Origin of the sequence: Brevibacillus sp. TJ4, assembly GCF_044627595.2 — a bacterium.
GTDB lineage: Bacteria > Bacillota > Bacilli > Brevibacillales > Brevibacillaceae > Brevibacillus.
Genome location: NZ_CP185865.1, coordinates 1,798,923 through 1,817,263, shown reverse-complemented (window position 1 = coordinate 1,817,263; position 18,341 = coordinate 1,798,923). Strand labels below are relative to the sequence as shown.

At 52.4% G+C, this 18,341-nt stretch carries 20 protein-coding genes; all 20 read right to left on the bottom strand.

The window, feature by feature from the left end; genetic code table 11:
• Window positions 1-54 precede the first annotated feature (54 nt).
• The 20 genes from ACAF76_RS08880 to ACAF76_RS08785 all read right to left on the bottom strand — a co-directional run bounded on the left by ACAF76_RS08880 (window position 55) and on the right by ACAF76_RS08785 (window position 18,333).
• A complete protein-coding gene (locus ACAF76_RS08880) occupies window positions 55-1,800 on the bottom strand; it encodes a proline--tRNA ligase (RefSeq protein ID WP_400163063.1) in 1,746 nt (581 codons plus the stop codon).
• Window positions 1,801-1,847: 47 nt separating this feature from the next.
• A complete protein-coding gene (gene ispG, locus ACAF76_RS08875; protein ID WP_400163012.1) occupies window positions 1,848-2,927 on the bottom strand; it encodes a flavodoxin-dependent (E)-4-hydroxy-3-methylbut-2-enyl-diphosphate synthase in 1,080 nt (359 codons plus the stop codon).
• Between the two features lie 51 nt (window positions 2,928-2,978).
• Window positions 2,979-4,247 (bottom strand): RIP metalloprotease RseP, encoded by a 1,269-nt coding sequence (gene rseP / locus ACAF76_RS08870; RefSeq protein WP_400163011.1) that lies wholly within the window; start codon window positions 4,245-4,247, stop codon window positions 2,979-2,981.
• Between the two features lie 39 nt (window positions 4,248-4,286).
• On the bottom strand, window positions 4,287-5,444 hold the full coding sequence (locus ACAF76_RS08865) for a 1-deoxy-D-xylulose-5-phosphate reductoisomerase (protein WP_400163010.1): 1,158 nt from the start codon (window positions 5,442-5,444) through the stop codon (window positions 4,287-4,289).
• A gap of 41 nt (window positions 5,445-5,485) precedes the next feature.
• Window positions 5,486-6,271 carry a phosphatidate cytidylyltransferase gene (locus tag ACAF76_RS08860; protein WP_400163009.1) on the bottom strand — a complete coding sequence of 262 codons (786 nt, stop codon included), beginning with the start codon at window positions 6,269-6,271 and terminating at the stop codon, window positions 5,486-5,488.
• A gap of 16 nt (window positions 6,272-6,287) precedes the next feature.
• Window positions 6,288-7,055, bottom strand: coding sequence for an isoprenyl transferase (locus tag ACAF76_RS08855; RefSeq protein WP_400163008.1), 768 nt, complete (start codon window positions 7,053-7,055; stop codon window positions 6,288-6,290).
• 66 nt (window positions 7,056-7,121) lie between these two features.
• The gene (gene frr / locus ACAF76_RS08850; RefSeq protein ID WP_400163007.1) at window positions 7,122-7,679 is read right to left on the bottom strand and encodes a ribosome recycling factor; all 558 of its coding nucleotides are present in this window, start codon (window positions 7,677-7,679) and stop codon (window positions 7,122-7,124) included.
• On the bottom strand, window positions 7,679-8,404 hold the full coding sequence (gene pyrH / locus ACAF76_RS08845) for a UMP kinase (protein WP_400163006.1): 726 nt from the start codon (window positions 8,402-8,404) through the stop codon (window positions 7,679-7,681). Before pyrH ends, frr begins: the two co-directional genes overlap by 1 nt.
• 157 nt (window positions 8,405-8,561) lie before the next feature.
• Complete coding sequence (gene tsf, locus ACAF76_RS08840; RefSeq protein WP_400163004.1) at window positions 8,562-9,449, bottom strand: translation elongation factor Ts; 888 nt, start codon at window positions 9,447-9,449, stop codon at window positions 8,562-8,564.
• Between the two features lie 119 nt (window positions 9,450-9,568).
• Window positions 9,569-10,279 carry a 30S ribosomal protein S2 gene (gene rpsB / locus ACAF76_RS08835; RefSeq protein ID WP_400163003.1) on the bottom strand — a complete coding sequence of 237 codons (711 nt, stop codon included), beginning with the start codon at window positions 10,277-10,279 and terminating at the stop codon, window positions 9,569-9,571.
• A 197-nt stretch (window positions 10,280-10,476) separates the two neighbouring features.
• Window positions 10,477-11,100, bottom strand: a complete 624-nt coding sequence (locus ACAF76_RS08830; protein WP_400163002.1) for a DNA polymerase III subunit gamma/tau — start codon at window positions 11,098-11,100, stop codon at window positions 10,477-10,479.
• Window positions 11,093-11,599: a DUF6115 domain-containing protein gene (locus ACAF76_RS08825; protein ID WP_400163001.1), complete on the bottom strand. Its 507-nt coding sequence runs from the start codon at window positions 11,597-11,599 to the stop codon at window positions 11,093-11,095. Before ACAF76_RS08825 ends, ACAF76_RS08830 begins: the two co-directional genes overlap by 8 nt.
• Window positions 11,600-11,643: 44 nt before the next feature.
• On the bottom strand, window positions 11,644-11,979 hold the full coding sequence (locus ACAF76_RS08820) for a hypothetical protein (RefSeq protein WP_400163000.1): 336 nt from the start codon (window positions 11,977-11,979) through the stop codon (window positions 11,644-11,646).
• Window positions 11,980-12,022: 43 nt separating this feature from the next.
• Entirely contained in the window at window positions 12,023-13,438 is a 1,416-nt protein-coding gene (locus tag ACAF76_RS08815) for a DUF342 domain-containing protein (RefSeq protein ID WP_400162999.1), read from the bottom strand.
• 61 nt (window positions 13,439-13,499) lie between these two features.
• Window positions 13,500-14,288 (bottom strand): FliA/WhiG family RNA polymerase sigma factor, encoded by a 789-nt coding sequence (locus ACAF76_RS08810; protein ID WP_400162998.1) that lies wholly within the window; start codon window positions 14,286-14,288, stop codon window positions 13,500-13,502.
• A gap of 17 nt (window positions 14,289-14,305) precedes the next feature.
• Window positions 14,306-14,683 (bottom strand): hypothetical protein, encoded by a 378-nt coding sequence (locus ACAF76_RS08805; protein ID WP_400162997.1) that lies wholly within the window; start codon window positions 14,681-14,683, stop codon window positions 14,306-14,308.
• Window positions 14,684-14,685: 2 nt separating this feature from the next.
• A complete protein-coding gene (locus ACAF76_RS08800; RefSeq protein WP_400162996.1) occupies window positions 14,686-15,171 on the bottom strand; it encodes a chemotaxis protein CheD in 486 nt (161 codons plus the stop codon).
• The gene (locus ACAF76_RS08795; protein WP_400162995.1) at window positions 15,158-15,784 is read right to left on the bottom strand and encodes a chemotaxis protein CheC; all 627 of its coding nucleotides are present in this window, start codon (window positions 15,782-15,784) and stop codon (window positions 15,158-15,160) included. The genes ACAF76_RS08800 and ACAF76_RS08795 overlap by 14 nt, the downstream gene beginning before the upstream one ends.
• A 4-nt stretch (window positions 15,785-15,788) precedes the next feature.
• The gene (locus ACAF76_RS08790) at window positions 15,789-16,265 is read right to left on the bottom strand and encodes a chemotaxis protein CheW (protein WP_400162994.1); all 477 of its coding nucleotides are present in this window, start codon (window positions 16,263-16,265) and stop codon (window positions 15,789-15,791) included.
• 16 nt (window positions 16,266-16,281) lie between these two features.
• Entirely contained in the window at window positions 16,282-18,333 is a 2,052-nt protein-coding gene (locus ACAF76_RS08785) for a chemotaxis protein CheA (protein WP_400162993.1), read from the bottom strand.
• Window positions 18,334-18,341: the final 8 nt, after the last annotated feature.

Genomic DNA, 18,341 nt, shown 5'->3' with positions numbered 1-18,341 from the left:
AAAAGGGGAGTACCCCGTACCATTCGACAAAATCTCGCTTTTTTCCTGCCTGGCTTATGCGCCAAACAGTTCTGCACCGGTATGGTCAATCTCGGCCAGCATCGTTTTCACGGTGTCAACCAGTTCGTCCAGCTTGACGTCGCGAGCCTCTCCGGTTTTACGAATCCGCACTTCCACCGTGCCTTCCTGCGCAGCCTTGTCGGAGACGGTGATGCGCAGCGGAAGCCCGATCAAATCCGCGTCCTTGAACTTGACACCGGCGCGTTCGGCACGGTCGTCGTACAGCACTTCCACTCCCGCGCGCTGCAGCGCTTCTGTAATTTGCTCACTCGCCTGCCGCTGCTCGTCAACCTTTACGTTGACCGGGATTACATGGACGTGGAACGGAGCGATGGCAACCGGCCAGATAATGCCGTTTTCATCGTTGTTCTGCTCAATGACGGCTGCGATCGTACGCGACACGCCGATGCCGTAGCAGCCCATGATCATCGGCTGGCTGCGACCGTTTTCATCGAGGAAGGTAGCGCCCAGCGCCTGCGAATACTTCGTGCCCAGCTTGAATACGTGACCGACCTCGACTCCTCTGGCGAACTTGATCGCGCCTCCGGTACGCGGGCACACGTCCCCTTCCGTGATGTTGCGCAGATCGGCATAGCGGGACACAGCGAAGTCACGCCCGGGTACGACATGCTTCAGGTGGTAGTCGTTTTCGTTCGCGCCGACGATGCCATCGTATACATCCTGTACAAACTGGTCGGCAATGATTTCGACTTTTTCAGCGTCTACGCCTACTGGTCCGACAAACCCGGCAGCAGCCCCCGTAACGGCGTGAATGTCCGCTTCCGAAGCAAGCCCGACTTGGGTCGCGTCATACAAGTTTTTCAGCTTCACTTCGTTCAGTTCGTGGTCACCGCGGACCAGCACCATGACCAGCTTGTCGTCCACCCGGTACAGCAGACTCTTGATGATCTGCTTTGCGTCGAGTTGCAGTGCCTTGGTCAACTGATCGATGGTTTTGACGCCTGGGGTGTGCACCTTTTCCGCTGGAGGTGCCTGCACAGCAGGTTTTTCCGAAGGAGTGTAGACGACTTCTGCCTTTTCCAAGTTGGCAGCATAATCTCCCTCTTCGGAATAAGCGATCGTATCTTCCCCGATTTCGCACAGCGCCATGAACTCATACGTGCCTTTTCCGCCGATTGCGCCGGCATCCGCCTCGACTGCCCGGAAGTTCAGGCCGACACGGGTGAAAATGCGTGTATACGCATCGTACATAGCCTGGAAGTTGCGGTCCAAGCCTTCCTGATTCGTGTCAAAGGAGTAGGCGTCCTTCATAATAAACTCCCGGCAGCGGATCAGACCAAAGCGCGGTCGCACCTCGTCGCGATACTTGGTTTGAATCTGGTACAGGTTGATAGGCAGCTTTTTGTAGGAATTGATTTCGTCGCGCACTAGACTGGTGATGACTTCCTCGTGGGTCGGTCCGAGAGCAAAGGAGCGCTCGTGGCGGTCCTGCAGACGGACGAGCTCAGGCCCGTAGACGTCCCAACGCCCTGACTGGTGCCACAGTTCAGCAGGCTGCATGGCTGGCATCAACAGCTCTTGTGCTCCTGCCCGATTCATCTCTTCACGCACAATAGCCTGGATTTTTTGCAAGGTGCGGAGAGCCAGCGGCAAATAGGTGTAAATACCGGATGCCAACTGGCGTGCCATACCGGCGCGAAGAAGCAGCTTGTGGCTGGCAATCTCGGCGTCGGATGGAACTTCCCGCAAAGTGGGAATCAACATTTGACTTTGCTTCAACACGTGCGTGTCCTCCTTCAATCAAAACAGGCAATCAGTGCCATTCCCTACACATGGGTAGGTTTTTTCTCGTTCACCATTTCATTGATTTCTTTCATCAGTTCTTCAAACAGTTCGTCTTCCTTCACTTTCCGCACGATTTCGCCATTGCGGAAGATCAGCCCTTCTCCGTTGCCGCCCGCGACGCCGACATCGGCTTCGCGCGCTTCTCCCGGACCGTTTACAGCACAGCCCATAACGGCCACCTTCAACGGTACTTTCAGGGTAGAGACAGCATCCTCGACTTTGGTAGCCAGTCCGATCAGGTCGATCGCGCAGCGTCCGCAAGAAGGACATGCGATCACGACCGGGTCGTTGTTGACGATGTCAAGGCTGCGCAAAATTTGCTTGGCAACCTTGATCTCTTCTACCGGATCGGCGGTCAGGGACACGCGAATCGTATCCCCGATCCCCATGGAGAGTACCGTTCCGATACCGACAGCGGACTTGATGCTGCCGGAGAATTGGGTACCCGCCTCTGTCACGCCGACATGCAGCGGGTAGTTGCGCTTTTGCGCCATCAGGGAATACGTCTGGATCATCGTCGGCACATCGGATGATTTGAGCGAAATCACGATATTGTCATAGTTCAGCTCTTCCAGAATGTGCACGTGGTCCATCGCGCTTTCCACGATTGCTTCCGGCGAAGGGTAGCCGTATTTATCGAGCAGGCGTTTCTCTACGGAACCGGAGTTGACCCCGATGCGGATCGGGACGTTCCGTTCACGGCATGCCTCGACTACACGTTTCGTCTTTTCTTTGGAACCGATGTTTCCGGGGTTAATGCGGATTTTGTCAATGCCGCTTTCCAGAGCGATCAGCGCCAGTTTGTGATCGAAGTGAATATCCGCTACGAGCGGCAGCGGAGAACGCTCCTTGATCTTCTTGATGGCGCGGGCTGCATCTTCGTTGATGACAGCCAGTCGTACAATTTGGCAACCGGCGTCATGCAGACGCTGAATCTGCTCCAGTGTGCCTTCCACGTCACGGGTATCCGCCGTAGTCATGGACTGGATCACTACACTTTTTTGTCCCCCGATCTGCACTCCACCTACAAATACCGGTTTTGTCTCCTCGCGCTTGTACATGTTGCACCATCCTTTACTTTTGTCTGTCTTTCCTACTGAGTAGGTACGTCTTTATGCAAACAAGCGTTGCAGGTCATTCCACGTTACAACCAAAATCAGCAGCATCAGGAATGCAAAGCCCAGGAAGTGGACCATTCCTTCTTTATGAGGATCAACCGGTTTTCCACGCAATGCTTCCACCAGCAGAAACGCCAGCCTTCCCCCGTCGAGCGCAGGCAGCGGCAACAGGTTGAACAGACCGAGGTTGATGCTCAGTACGGCTGCCCATTGCATCAAGATCGCGATTCCCTGTTGCGCAAACTGTCCGGTCATCTGGAAGATCCCTACCGGTCCGCTCAAATCCTGCAGACCAACGGCACCTGTGAACAGCATACCAAGGCTTTGCAAAATCATCACGGTAAACTTGTAGGTAGACGTCACACCGAACTTCAGTGCCTCACCGGGGGCATACGTCATGGACTGGGTTACCATGATCTTACCGACATTGGTTTCATCGCCTTCCACATGAACCGGAACGGTGGATACTTGCCCGTTGCGTTCGATTTCAAACTGCAGTTCCTTGTCCGGCGAGGTGCTGACGATCTCGACAATATCTCTCCAGGAAGCGATCGGCTTGCCTTCGATGGATACGACTCTGTCGCCTTGTACCAGTCCCGCCTCGGCAGCCGGACCACCCGGCATCACTTCCCCGATCTTCGGAACGTCGTCCGGCACGCCGTACAGCAAGCCGATTGCCACGAAGAGCACAAAGGCGAGCAGGAAGTTCGCCGCGGGTCCGGCGAAGATCGCCCAAAAACGCTGTCCGACGGTCTTTCCTTTAAACTGGCGGTTGAGCGGCGCGATTTGCGCTTCGCGTCCATCTTTTACAAGCTGGGCTTGGGGATGGATGGAAAACGTACGATCTTCTCCATCAAGCTCGAGTGTGATAAACAGCTTTGTTTCCAAATCGTAATCCAGCACACGGCCTGCAATGGCACGTGCCGAACCAGGTGTCTCCTCGTCCAGCAAAATATGGGTTACTTTCCCGACCGCGTCTCGCTCCACCCGAACCATCATGCCCGTTTTCAGCATATCCATTTCCGGGTCTTCGCCAGCCATGCGCACCATTCCGCCGATCGGCAGCAGGCGGATGGTGTACTCTGTTTCTCCCCGTTTGAAGCTGAAAATTTTCGGGCCCATTCCTAGGGCAAATTCACGGCAAAGGATTCCCGCCCTTTTTGCCAAAAGAAAGTGGCCCATTTCATGGAAAAAGACGAGCGCACCAAATATGATGGCAAAGGCGAGGATCGATTCAAGGGAATCAAGATTGGGAAAAGGCAAATGAACAGCCACCTTTCATTACCAAGTATGGTACTTATCTTACCCTGTTTGGATGAACGCCAAAGCTCGGGAACGCGCCCAACTATCCGCCGCAAAGATTTCTTCCAGCGACGGTTCCTGGATCGCGCTGTGGGCGTCACAGGTGAGCTTGACGATTCGTTCAATGTCCAAAAAGCGGATGGAGCCTGCGAGAAAATGCTCGACTGCCACCTCATTGGCTGCATTCAGTACAGCCGTATAGGTTCCGCCGGCTTTTCCGCATTCATACGCCAATTGTAACAGAGGATAACGGGCAAAATCCATGGCTGCAAAGTGAAGAGTGCCCAGTTTCACCAAGTCGAGCGGCTCGGTGTTCAGCAGCTTTCTTCCCGGATAACTGAGCGCGTACTGGATCGGCACGCGCATGTCCGGTGTACCCAATTGCGCCATGACAGCACTATCCTTATATTCTACCATGGAATGAATAATACTTTCATAATGGAGGAGTGTTTCGATTTGTTCGTACGGCAAATCAAACAACCAGTGGGCCTCGATCACTTCCAGGCCTTTGTTCATCATCGTCGCGGAATCAATCGTGATTTTAGCCCCCATGCTCCAGTTCGGATGGGCCAATGCTTGTTCGACCGTCACTTTTTCCAGCTCTTCCCGCTTCAGATGGCGAAACGAGCCTCCCGATGCGGTAATGATAACACGCGATACATCCTCTCGCCTCTCCCCTTGCAAGCATTGAAACAAGGCAGAGTGTTCGCTGTCGACCGGGATGATCGGCACGCCCTTTTCTTTCGCCGCCTTCATAACGACTGAGCCTGCGCAGACGAGCGTCTCTTTGTTGGCGAGGCCTATCGTTTTCCCCGCTTGAATAGCGGCCAGAGTCGGTGCCAGACCGACACTTCCCACTACTGCTGTCATCACAAAATTGGCATCAGAGTGGCTTGCTACCAGTTCCAAACCTTCCGTGCCGCAGACGATTTCCGGGGCAGGTTCACCGCGCAGTTGCTCACGCAGGTCCAATGCCGCTTGCTCGGTCCCGACCGAAACCAGTTCAGGCCGATGCTCTCTCACCTGCTTGGCCAACAGGTCCACGTTGTTTCCGGCTGCCATCGCAACTACCTCGAACTCCTCTGGATGCTGGCTAACCACGTCCAGCGTGCTCGTCCCGATGGAGCCTGTAGAACCCAGGAGCGCTATTCGTCTCACTTTGAACCACCCTTTATTTCTCTTTCTATATGCACTTTTTCTCAGACAATTCCTAGTAAATGCAGCACGGGAAACACAAACATCATGCTGTCAAAACGATCCAGCACGCCTCCATGTCCTGGAAGCAACTGCCCTGAATCCTTGATCGCATAATGTCGCTTGAGCCCGGACTCGATCAAATCACCCAACTGTCCGCCGATACCTGTCACGAGAGCGATGGCGATCGCTTGCGGGAGGGAGAAGCCTCCCCATATCGCATTGAGTCCCAGCACCACGATCACCGCTGCTGCCAGACCGCCCGCTGCCCCTTCGACCGTTTTGTTGGGGCTGATCTCCGGCCACAGCTTCTTGCTGCCAAATGCTTTACCAATAAAATAAGCACCTGAGTCTGTAGCCCAAATCCCGAGTATGACCAAAAGTGACAGGAACAGCCCGTCAGGCAAACTGCGGGTTGCAGCCATATAAGTAAAACCATAGCCTATGTATAACGCTCCTACCAGGATAAGAGCGATGTGTTCAATGTGAAACTGGTTTTTCCGCAAAACGGAGTACGTCAAAAGAAGCAAAAACACAGGCAAAATCAGATTAGGGATGCTCATTGTAAGCCACGCGGAAAACGCAAGCGATGGCCACATGATCCCCACCATCAACACGTACCCGAGCAAACCGGGCAACCAATATTTTTGTACGCCAGCCATTCTGATGAATTCATAGAAACCCATGACGGCCAGCAAGAGAACCAGCAGTGAGTACCAGGCACCTCCTACATAGATGAGGAAAAGAAAACCGGCCCCACCGATCAGGCCTGTTATGATCCGTTGCTTCAACTATTCCACCTCTTGGCTATACCGCCCCGTAGCGACGAGCTCGGCCTTGATATTCCGCAATGGCTTGATAAAAATGTTCACGGGTAAAATCAGGCCACAGCACATCCGTAAACCACAACTCCGTGTAAGCCAACTGCCACAACATGAAGTTGCTCAACCGAATTTCCCCGCTGGTGCGAATCAACAAGTCTGGATCCGGAATTTCACTTGTATACAAATGACGAGAAATCTCTTTTTCATCCAATTTGCTGGGATCAAGCAAGCCTGCCTGCACTTGTGCGGCCATTTCCATGAATGCCTTCACGATCTCATCCCGCCCCCCGTAGTTCAGGGCAAAGTTGAGTTGCAAACCGGTGTTTTCACGCGTCCGCTCCTCTGCGATGAGCAGAGCCTCCAGCGTATGAGCGGGCAATTTGTCTCTGCTGCCCAGCATGCGGATGCGTACCCCACGGTCAATCAATTCATCCAATTCTGTCGACAAAAACTCCTGCGGAAGTCTCATCAAAAAATCTACTTCATCACGAGGTCTCTTCCAGTTTTCAGTCGAAAAAGCATACATCGTCATGTAGCGGATTCCGATCTCGTCCGCTGCCTTGACGACCTCTTTTACCGTTTTCATGCCTGCTCGGTGACCTGCTACCCTGGGTAGGCTGCGCAGATTGGCCCAGCGACCATTGCCGTCCATGATAACAGCAACATGCACAGGAATTTTTCCGGAAGCATCCATCCCGCTGTCCGGCTGTTTTTCCTTTCGCGTCCATTTGCGCGCTAGATGTTCTAACATAAAGTTTTCCCCCGTAATGAGAGATATAGACATACATCCCCCTCAACTGAGGGGGATTCCTTTCAACTACACTTCCATAATATCTTTTTCTTTGTCTTTTACAATTTTATCGACTTCCGCGATAAACTTGTCTGTGATTTTTTGCACGTTTTCTTGGTGGCGACGGGATTCGTCCTCGGAGATTGTCGCTGCTTTCTCCAGCTTTTTCAGCTCGTCGTTGGCATCGCGGCGAATGTTGCGGATCGCCACTTTCGCTTCCTCTCCGCTTTTCGCGGACAGCTTCACCAGTTCCTTGCGGCGTTCTTCTGTCAGCGGCGGGATGACCAGGCGGATGACAACACCGTCATTCGACGGAGAAATACCCAAATCGGACTGTTGCAGCGCACGGTCAATCTCTTTCAGTGCAGATTTGTCCCAAGGCTGAATGGTCAGCATGCGCGGTTCAGGAACGCTGATTGTCGCCAATTGGCTGATCGGCGTCGGTGTGCCGTAGTAATCGACTACGACCCTATCCAGCATCGCCGGATTGGCACGTCCGGCACGCAAGCTGGCCAGGTCTTTTTTCAGGCTGGCAATCGCTTTATTCATGCGCTCTTCCATTTCATTGATCACGCTTTGTGGCATTATGATTCCTCCTTGACAAGAGTACCGATTTTCTCACCCATTACAGCGCGGCGAATATTGCCTTCTTCGGAGATGTTAAAGACAATCAACGGAATGTCGTTGTCCATGCACAAGCTGGATGCCGTCGAATCCATGACACCCAATCCCTTGTTCAGGACCTCCAGGAAAGTGAGCTTGTCGTATTTTACAGCGTCGGGGTCGAGACTCGGATCTGCCGAGTATACACCGTCTACCTTGTTCTTGGCCATCAGGATCACTTCTGCTTCGATCTCGGCGGCGCGCAAGGCAGCGGTTGTGTCTGTAGAAAAGTACGGGTTCCCTGTTCCGGCAGCAAAAATGACGACGCGCATCTTTTCCAGATGACGAATGGCACGTCGGCGTATGTACGGCTCTGCCACCTGCCTCATTTCAATCGAAGTTTGTACACGAGTAGGTACGTTGACTTGTTCCAGACCATCCTGCAGGGCCAGCGAGTTCATAATTGTAGCCAGCATCCCCATGTAGTCCGCGGTCGCCCGATCCATCCCTTTGGAGCTGCCCGATAGTCCGCGCCAGATGTTGCCACCGCCAACTACGACAGCGACCTGGACTCCCAATTCTACGATTTCTTTGATCTGGTTTGCGATGGAGAAAATGACTTTCGGGTCGATCCCGTATCCCAAATCTCCTGCTAATGCTTCCCCACTCAACTTTAACACAACGCGTTTATAGGCAGGAAGTGGCATGCAAAACAGCCTCCATTCATGAGTCATTCTCTGTGTATGGCCGGATTCCTTCCGACGTACGCGGGCGCATTTGCTGATTACGTGCAGGAGAGTTTCACTTTCTGTGAAACTCTCTGCTTTGAAAATAGGGAACACGAAGGTGTTCCCTATTTCGTTCTTACTGTTTATTCACTTGCGCCATTACTTCAGCAGCGAAATCTTCTTGTTTCTTTTCGATGCCTTCGCCTACTTGGAAGCGGGCAAATTCTTTCAGGGTAGCGCCTGCGTCTTTCAGCAAAGCAGAAACCTTTTTATCCGGGTCTTTGACGAATGGCTGTTCAACCAGCACGTATTCTTCGAAGTATTTGGAGAGGCGGCCTTCAACCATTTTCTCTACGATGTTGGCAGGTTTGCCTTCAGCCAGCGCTTGATTTTTCAATACTTCGCGCTCGCGGTTGATCTCGTCTTCGGATACTTCTTCGCGATTGGCAAAACGCGGGTTGGACGCTGCTGCGTGCATGCCCAGGTCTTTTGCCAATGTCTCGTCTTTGGTACCTTCCAGTGTAACGAGAACGCCGATTTTACCACCCATGTGGAGGTACGTACCGAAAGTGCCGTTGTCCGATTTTTCGCTGATGAAGAAACGGCGGAAGGAAATGTTTTCCCCGATAGTAGCGATTTTTTCGTTGATAACGTGGCCAAGCGTTTCACCTGCACCTTTGAACGGCTGTTCCAGTGCTGCTTCTACACTGGTTGGACGCTGGCTTACTACATGCTCAGCGATATCCTGAACGAGAGCCTGGAACTCAGGGTTTTTCGCCACGAAATCTGTTTCACAGTTTACTTCTACGATTGCTCCGACATTGCCGGATACTGCTACTCCTGTCAAACCTTCCGCTGCAATGCGGCCGGATTTTTTCGCAGCTTTTGCAATCCCGCGCTCACGCAACAGGTCGATCGCTTTTTCCATGTCTCCCGCTGTTTCTTCCAGCGCGCGTTTGCAATCCATCATTCCCGCGCCTGTACGCTCACGCAGTTCTTTAACCGCTTGTGCACTAATTGCCATTGAGTGAAACCTCCTCGAAAAGTTGCAAGATAAACTGCTTTAGTTATGGATCAGGTGAAACAGATGAAAAAAGGTGGACGGGGGCTCTGACACCCTCAGTCCACCCTTCATACACTTGCTTACGCAGTTGTTGTGGCTTGTTCTTCTGTACCCTGGTTGCCTTCCAGCAGAGCGTCAGCCATTTTCGCTGTCAGCAATTTCACTGCGCGAATCGCATCGTCGTTTCCAGGGATCACATAGTCGATCTCATCTGGATCGCAGTTGGTATCTACAATCGCTACGATCGGGATACCCAGTTTGCGTGCTTCCGCAACTGCGATGCGCTCTTTGCGTGGGTCAATGACGAACAATGCGTCCGGCAGTTGATCCATATGTGCAATACCGCCGAGGAATTTTTCCAGGCGATCCATTTCTTTGCGAAGAACGATAACTTCTTTTTTCGGCAGAACGGAGAATGTTCCGTCCTCTTCCATGCGCTTCAGCTCAGCCAGGCGAGCTGTACGTTTTTGAATGGTAGAGAAGTTAGTCAAAGTACCACCCAACCAGCGTTGGTTGATGTAGTAGTGACCTGTGCGTTCTGCTTCTTCCTTAACGGATTCTTGCGCTTGTTTCTTCGTACCAACGAAGAGAACTTTTCCACCGTTTTGAGAGAGTTCACGTACGAAGTTGTACGCTTCTTCAACTTTCTTTACGGTTTTTTGCAGGTCGATAATGTAGATACCGTTACGTTCGGTGAAGATATAGCGAGCCATTTTCGGGTTCCAGCGGCGAGTTTGGTGACCGAAGTGAACACCAGCCTCGAGAAGCTGTTTCATCGAAATTACTGCCATATTTCACACCTCCTTCAAAAATGGTTTTTTGTGATGCTTACCTCCGCCTCACCGCATCTTCCGAGCAAAACTGCCTACAGGCAGCACCGTTGCTGGAATTGGTGGACGTGCGAATTCAACACCGTTATTGAATATATCACATGCCCCATGCAATTGCAACAAACCGCTTTCTTTTTTTCGTCCAAAAAAACACCGCCTCAATTTTGGGGCGGAGTGGTAATCAATTCAACGATTTGTTCCTCGGTCACGGGCAAGGAAACCTCGTACTCGCCAACGCGAATCCGGTTCAGCTTGTTCTGCGCCCGCAGCACCTCGACCAGCCTGTTGTTCTCCTGCAAAATGCCTTCTTCAACCAGGGTGCGCGCCACCCCTTGTGCTGTCTCCCTGTACGGAATGGAGAATACCTTCGTGACGGGGGCAGGAGGTTGGACCGACTCTGGCGCTGATGTCTGCGGGATGTCCGGCGCAGGCGGCTCTTGCGTCACAGAACCAGCGGGGGCCGTTGCAGCCTCGGGTGTGGACACCTCAGGAGCTTGTACCGGCGTCGTCTGTGGCACATCCGCTGCCCCTACTGTCGGAGCCTCAGGCCTTTGCGGAGGAGTCGGCGGCGGGTCCAGTTGCACTTTTTTCTCCTGCTGCAGCTCGTCGTACTCCTCTCTCGTCAACACAACCATCTCCAGCGCTTTCGCCGCCTCAGCGATCGTCTCCCGGGTCAGTCCGGACGGGATGGAAGCGTTCTCTTTCGGCTGTATGAGTGCGATGCTCGCGGAAGCTACCAGCAAACCTGCTCCAAATCCCAAAAAGAGTTCCCGTTTACGCATGACCCTGGCCCCTCTCCCGCTTGGCCGCCAGCATAAAGATCAGGTCAATCTCCCCGCGTCCAGCCCCCAGGCGCTTGGCGATCTCGTCTGGCGTCAGACCTTCTTTCGCCAATTCGAAAACACGTCTGTAGCGTTCCTTGAGTGCCAGTACATCCGGTTCTTCCTCCACAACCGGCGCTGTCTTCTGAACCGTTTGCTCAGAAGATGGTTGTTCCTGCTTCGCGTTTACGCTTTGTTCCAATTCCTCAATGCGGTTGCGCAGCGCGAGAATTTCCTGCATCAGTTCCAGGCGCGTCTGCTCTGACTCACGCGCGAGCAGCGTGTACTCCTCCTCGAAACGCTTGCCAACTCGTTGCAGAGCCTTGTCGATCTCCGCCTTGTCGATACTGCTTTGCTTTGGCAACCCGGAATGCTTTCCCGCCCCTTTTTGTCTGCTCAACAGGGCAATCAGCATGATGCAAATTCCGGCGCCAATCAAGATGATGTATATCGTGTCCATGTGAGCCACCTTTGTCCAGGCATTCTGTGTTTGTCTTCTGATGATTATAATGAAATATCGATAAAACGTCCGCGCATCGGATCGCGCATCGGTACGGCTTTGCTTTTCAATGTCTCCGCCTGTTTCTCTTCCTCCGCCGCCTCACCCGACATGCGCTCGCCGTTCTGCTTCTGCTCTCTGGACTCTCGCTCGCGAATCAAGTTTTTTTCTGTCTCGTTTACTTCAATTGGCCGTTGGCGGTTAAGCTCGTCCAGTTGTTTGCGTTCTTGCTGTTGGTTCAATTCCTCATGGATGGGGCGCTGAAGCTGTTGCTCCTGAATTCTGCCTACATCGGTCATGCGCGGCAAGGCTACTTGCAACTCGACCACTTTTAAGCTCATCATGCTCCCCCTTCCCAATCATTACGGAATCCCGTCGCTTCGATTATACCAGCGTCACGTTCGTCACTTCACCATTGATGACCAGAAAACGCGTCCGACCGTATTCGTGTTTATTGAAATGAACCAGCTTTCCAAACGTCATCTTGATCCCGGGGTACATCGTGTTGAACACTTCAATCGCCGCCGGGGATTCTCCTACCAGTTCCGCTTCAACCTGCTTCTTTCTCGCCTCGAGGTCTTTGGCTTCCTTTTCCAGCACCAAGCGGGTATTGGTCAGTTTCACCTGCATCACGCGTTTGTCGGAAGGCAGATCGCCGCTCGTCTGCAAAATTTGATTGATGACAGTCAATCCTTGATCCGTTTTGCGCAAATTTTCGTAAAGATTTTGCAGCTGCTTTGTAATTTCCGCCAACTCCGTCCGCAGCTCCGGCTTTACCCCGACCTCCAGCACGGTTGGTGTCGCGCTCGTGTTTCCGAAAACCCGCGCACTGATTTTTTCCCCTGCTTGCAGCACCCCGCCGATGATGAAGCCTTTGGCTCCATTGCAGACGATCTGTCTGCCTGCGCGCACGGTGGAGAACATAATGCTTTGCGAAACGATTACGTCATTGCCCGCGTTTACATTGGCATTTTGAATAAAGGAAGTCTTGACGTTTTGGCCGGCGATGATGGAGCCTTTGTCTTGTGCGACGATCCCGCTCTTGATCTCGATCGAGCCATTGGCCTCCAGGTCGGCACCCTCCACACTTCCCAGTACGCGAATATCTCCGGATGCCTTGACGCGAAAGCCGTTCAGGACGTTCCCGCGAATGACCACCGTTCCCACGAATTCAATATTGCCGACTGAGAAATCGACATCCCCTTTTACTTCATAAACGGGAAATACATTGATTTTCTCTTTTTCCGTAAAAGAAACCTGACCGTCAATCGCGGCGTACACCATGGTTCGCTCTTGATTGATCACGACATTTTTCCCAGGCTTCAAGATGGCGTCTTTGCCGGCTTTGGGCGCGATGGTCTCTCCGGTAACAGAAGTTCCTGGTACACCGGCTGTCGCAGGGTGTTTGCGGGCCAAAAGCTGACCCTTGACCACATTGGGAATGTTGGTCAAATTGTAAAAGTCAACGCGTCCGTCTGCCAATTCTTTGGGACCGCTATCGGGTTCCACAACATCAAGATAGGGGTATTCGATCTTGCCATCCTCGCCAGGAACGGCTGGAACACCAGCAGCAACGGGGAGCCGAGCATCAATGTACTTGGTGGGCATGGCGCACAATTCTCGAACGACACTTTGCTGGATGCCGAACTTCACTCCATGTTCTTGTAATACTTGATACACGTCATCTTCGGTAAGCGACAGTTTTTCTGGTTGACTTTCTTCCGTTTTGAGTATGACTATGGCTTCCATTTTGTCTGGCGAGATTTTGACTTCTAACTGATACGGTCTGATCTCTTCCATTTTTTCTACCCCCTCTTCAAACATCAGTTATCGCTCGTCCAGGCTGATCACGCAACCAGGATCACATAAGCTGCGATTTCCATCTGGATAATGTAGAGCGCAAGCGGAAAAGCGCCTTGGAGTGCAGCTGCGAAATACGCGAGGGTGACAAGCTCATAATTTCCGCTATCTCGGACAATGTCATTTCTTCAAAATAGAACAGGGAAACCACAATTCTTTCCTTTTCCGGCAGTTTGTCAATGACGGAAACGAGCACGTCCTTCAAACCAGCGGCTTCTGCAACGTGCTCCGGCTGCGGTGTCGCTTCATCGACGATGTACGAGTGACGAGCAGTCTTTTGCTCTTCTTCATCGCCGACTGCCTCATCAATGGATACCATGGTAGCAAGGGATGTTTCAAAAAACAACTGCTGGAGTTCTTTTTCATTGATTCCCAGGTAGGAAGATACTTCTTGGTCGGTCGGCATTCGCAGCAACTGTTGTTCTAAATAGGTGTATGCTTCTTCCATTTTCTTCGCCTTGTCCCGGACTGTCCGCGGTATCCAGTCATTTTCGCGCAAGCCGTCAATCATGGCTCCGCGAATCCGCCACATGGCATACGTTTCGAATTGCAGTCCACGCGTATGGTCGAACTTCGACAATGCGTCCAACAGACCGAATCGTCCGTAGCTGATCAAATCGTCTTTGTCCACGTTGGCAGGCAGGTTGATCGCAAGGCGGCTGGCAACCTTGTCCACCAGCGGCAAAAACTGCGTAATCAAATCTACTTCAGCCTCGCGACTCCCTTCTTGTTTCCACATAACCCATTTATCGAATTCTTTTGTTTTTGCTTGACTGATTGGCCGTGCCACGAATTCGTCACCAACCTTTACTCATCTGTTAAGCGCCTGATAACCTCTGCAACGGTGGTGGGATCCTCGGTAGGATGAGTTGTATCTACTTTGGAGAAGGAAAGAGGTGTGAATGGCTCAGCCTCATCGCTCTGCTGTACATTCATATCGGCCTCTCTCGCTTCATTCCCTGCTTCTGCGGTATCATTGTGACCCTCCACGTCCGGAGCTGCAGGCGTTTGCGTCACCACTCCAAGTATCCAGCGGATTGGAAAAGCGGCGAGAAAGAAGACGACAAACGCGATGACCGCTCGTTCCAGTGAGACGAGCCAGACGTTGCTGACAAGTGCTGTTCCAAAGGTTACAACAAAGGAGAGAAGCGCCAAGCCAGTATTGATCCAAATGGTTCCCAGCATACTTATACTTCCTTCACACCTTGATTTACTGTTCGAATCTGCAAAAGGCCGTTGGTCGTATCGAATTCGATCGTCCGACCACAGTTTCCGCCCGTATCTTCCGCGATCAGTTTGATATGGGCAGCTTGCAAAGCATGTTTGCACGCTTCTACATTGCGTGGACCGATCCGCATCGTGTCACTGCCGCCAAGGAAGGCGAACATTTGTGCTCCCCCTGCCATTTTCGCGACCATGTTGCGCGTCGATGCCCCTTCCCGCTCCATCAGTTGAATCAGATAAGGGATCGCCGTGTCCGCAAATTTCCCCTTTGACACATCCCCGTTTTTTGCCATCGAAGATTCAGGAAGCATCACATGAGCCATTCCTGCGACCTTTTTTACCTGATCGTAGAGAACCACCCCCACGCATGAACCTAAACCCGTGGTACGCAACCGACCTGGTGGTCTTGTAACACCGAGGTCAGCCATACCGATCTTAATTGTCTCCATCGAACGGTACTCCTAGTGCGCGAAATAATGTAGGTAACGATTCAGGGTCAGGAATGAGGAAAAAGTGTCCTTTCACCCGTTCGTTTCCTTCAAAGAAGGCAGTATCGATTGTCAGTGCAAAGTCACCAGCCCGTCCCAGGGCGTACAGTCCATGGCTGAGGATCGCTCCGGCCATGTCGATTGCCAATGCCGGAACAGAGGGCTGCAAGTTCAAGTTGGTGAAATCGGCCAGCGAGGAAAGATACGATCCGGTGAGGATGTTGCCCATCTCGTGCAGTGCCGAAATCTCCAACTCCTCCCACATCTCGACCTGTTTGTCGATTCCAGTGACCTGGTGAAGCAGGTGTTGCGCCGAATCAATGTCCAAGATGAAAAACATGTTGCCTGTCGCATCGCCTTCGACGCGCAGGAAGACGGTAACGACTACCGCCTCCGACCCGCCTACACAATCTGCAACCTGGTCAAACGGAATGACGTTGACCTGGGGGACTTTCATATCAATTTCTTTTTGAATGAGCTTGGAGAGAGCGGTAGCTGCATGACCCGCACCGATATTGCCGATTTCCCGCAGCACGTCAAACTGAAATTCCCCAAACTTTGAGTAGTAAGCCATTTTCCTAGACCTCAATCGCGTCCAACTGTTTGATCTCTTCTGTGCTCAGCACTTTGTCGAGGTTCAACAGGATCAAAAGGCGCTTGTCCAGTTTGGCTACTCCGCGAAGGTAGGCAGCCTCTACACCTCCGACTACTTCTGGCGGTGGTTCCACCGCATCTACCGGGATGTCGATGACGTCGTTGGCTGCGTCGACAATCAGCCCCACTTCCAGTTCACCGACCGCGACGATGATGATTCGGGTGGAATCGGTATAATCGCTTTCTTCCAGGTCAAACCGTTTGCGCAAGTCGATAATCGGCGTTACCACACCGCGCAGGTTGATGACCCCTTTGACAAACTGGGGCGTACGGGGAACCCGCGTGATATGCTCCAGCTTTTCAATGGATTTTACCTGGTTTACTTCCACGCCATACTCCTCGTCTTTCAACCGAAAGACAATAACCTTCACTTCGCCTACGATTTCTTTTTCGTCCAACATGTGGCTGCGCCTCCTTCTACTTAATCAAAGCATTGCAGTCGATGATCAGTGCTACTTGTCCATCACCCAGAATCGTCGCACCGGAGATCGCGAAGACGTTGACCAGGTACTTGCCCAGCGACTTCAAGACGATCTCCTGCTGACCGATAAAGGAGTCAACCACGAGACCCGCCATTTTTTCTCCCTTGCGAACAATGACTACGGCTACCTCGTCGCTTTCCTCAACACGGTCACGCGGAACTTGGAATACATCCTCCAGCGATACCAGCGGTACCACTCTTCCGCGGAAGTCGATCACTTTTTGGCGATGGGCCATCATAATCTGATCTTTCTTGAAAACGGCAGTCTCGATGATGGAGCTGAGAGGTACAGCGTATTTCTCGTTTTTCACTTGAACCAGCATCGCGGAAATGATCGACAGTGTCAGCGGGAGCTGAATCAGGAAGGTCGTGCCTTTGCCGCGTACCGAATCGACACTGACGCTGCCGCCCAATGACTCGATTTTCGACTTGACGACGTCCAGTCCTACGCCCCTGCCGGAGATGTCGGAGATCACCTCAGCGGTACTGAAACCAGATGCAAACAGCAGCTCGTGAATTTGCTTGTCGGACATCGTTTCCGCAGCGGTTTGGCTGACGATGCCGCGCTCAAGCGCTTTGTTGAGCACTTTCTCCTTGTTGATGCCGGCACCGTCGTCTTTCACTTCGATAAAGACATGGTTGCCGCTGTGGAACGCACGCAACTGGATCGTGCCCTCTTCCGGCTTGCCAGCTTTCTTGCGCTCTTCTACGGATTCGAGGCCGTGGTCGAGCGAGTTGCGCAGCAAGTGAACGAGCGGGTCGCCAATTTCGTCGATAACAGTACGATCCAGCTCGGTCTCTGCACCGAAAATCTCCAGATTCACTTTTTTGTTCAAATCTTTGGCCAGGTCGCGAACCATCCGCGGGAAACGGTTGAAAACTTGCTCCACTGGCACCATGCGCATGGTCAGGATGATGCTTTGCAAATCTCCGCTGATGCGGCTCATGTGCTCTACGGTTTCCTGCAGCTCGTTTTTGCCAATCTCGCGAGCCAGTTGCTCCAGGCGTCCACGGTCGATGACAAGCTCGCTGAACAGATTCATCAAAATGTCCAGACGCTCGATGTCGACGCGGATCGTTTTGCCTCCGGCGGCCGGTTTCTTTCCTGCCACTTGCTGCTTCGATGCGTTATCTTCCTGCTTCGCCACTGGCTCAGCAGCTTTTGCCTGCACAGGCGGAGCTGCAGCCTCAAGCGCTTGCTGCTGTTGCTGAAGCTGGATTGTATCGACGTCGACTTCTACGACCTCGGAAATGTTGAGCAGCGCTGTCTTGATTTTCTCAATCGGCTGCATCGTTACGTAGACGATGGAGAAAGACTGGTCAAACCCTTCGTTTTCGATCTCCTGCACAGACGGAGTCGTTTTGATGACTTCCCCCATCGACTCCAACTGGTCGAACACCATGTAGGCGCGGGCTGCTTTTAGCAAACAGTTCTCATGCAGGGTTACTTTGATCGACAGCAAGTTATTGCCGGATTCTTTCGACTGTTTGAGAACGGTCATGGCATACTCGTCCAGCTCATACCCCTGTTCCTGGCCGCCTGATGCAGCTTCCGGAGCAGCCGGTTCGACAGCCAGTGCCGCCGCGGTTTCCTGTTCAGCCTGGTATTCGCCGGATACGATGGCTCGCAGCTTTTGTACTGGCTTGGATACGTCGGCTGAACCGTCTCCACCTTCTGTAATATGGATCACCATGCTCTCAATCAGATCGACGCTTTGGAAAATGACATCCATAATATCGCTGTTGATCGTCAGCTTGTTGTTGCGGATCAAGTCAAGCACGTTTTCTGCTTCGTGCGTAAGACTCGCCATGTCTTCAAAGCCCATCGTCGCTGACATGCCCTTCAAGGTATGGGCCGAGCGGAAAATTTCGTTCACGATCTGGATGTTCGTCGGATCATTTTCCAAGATGAGCAAATTTGCGTTGATCGCTTGCAGATGTTCTTTTGACTCTTCAATAAACATGTCCAAATACTGATTCATATCCATCGGTGATC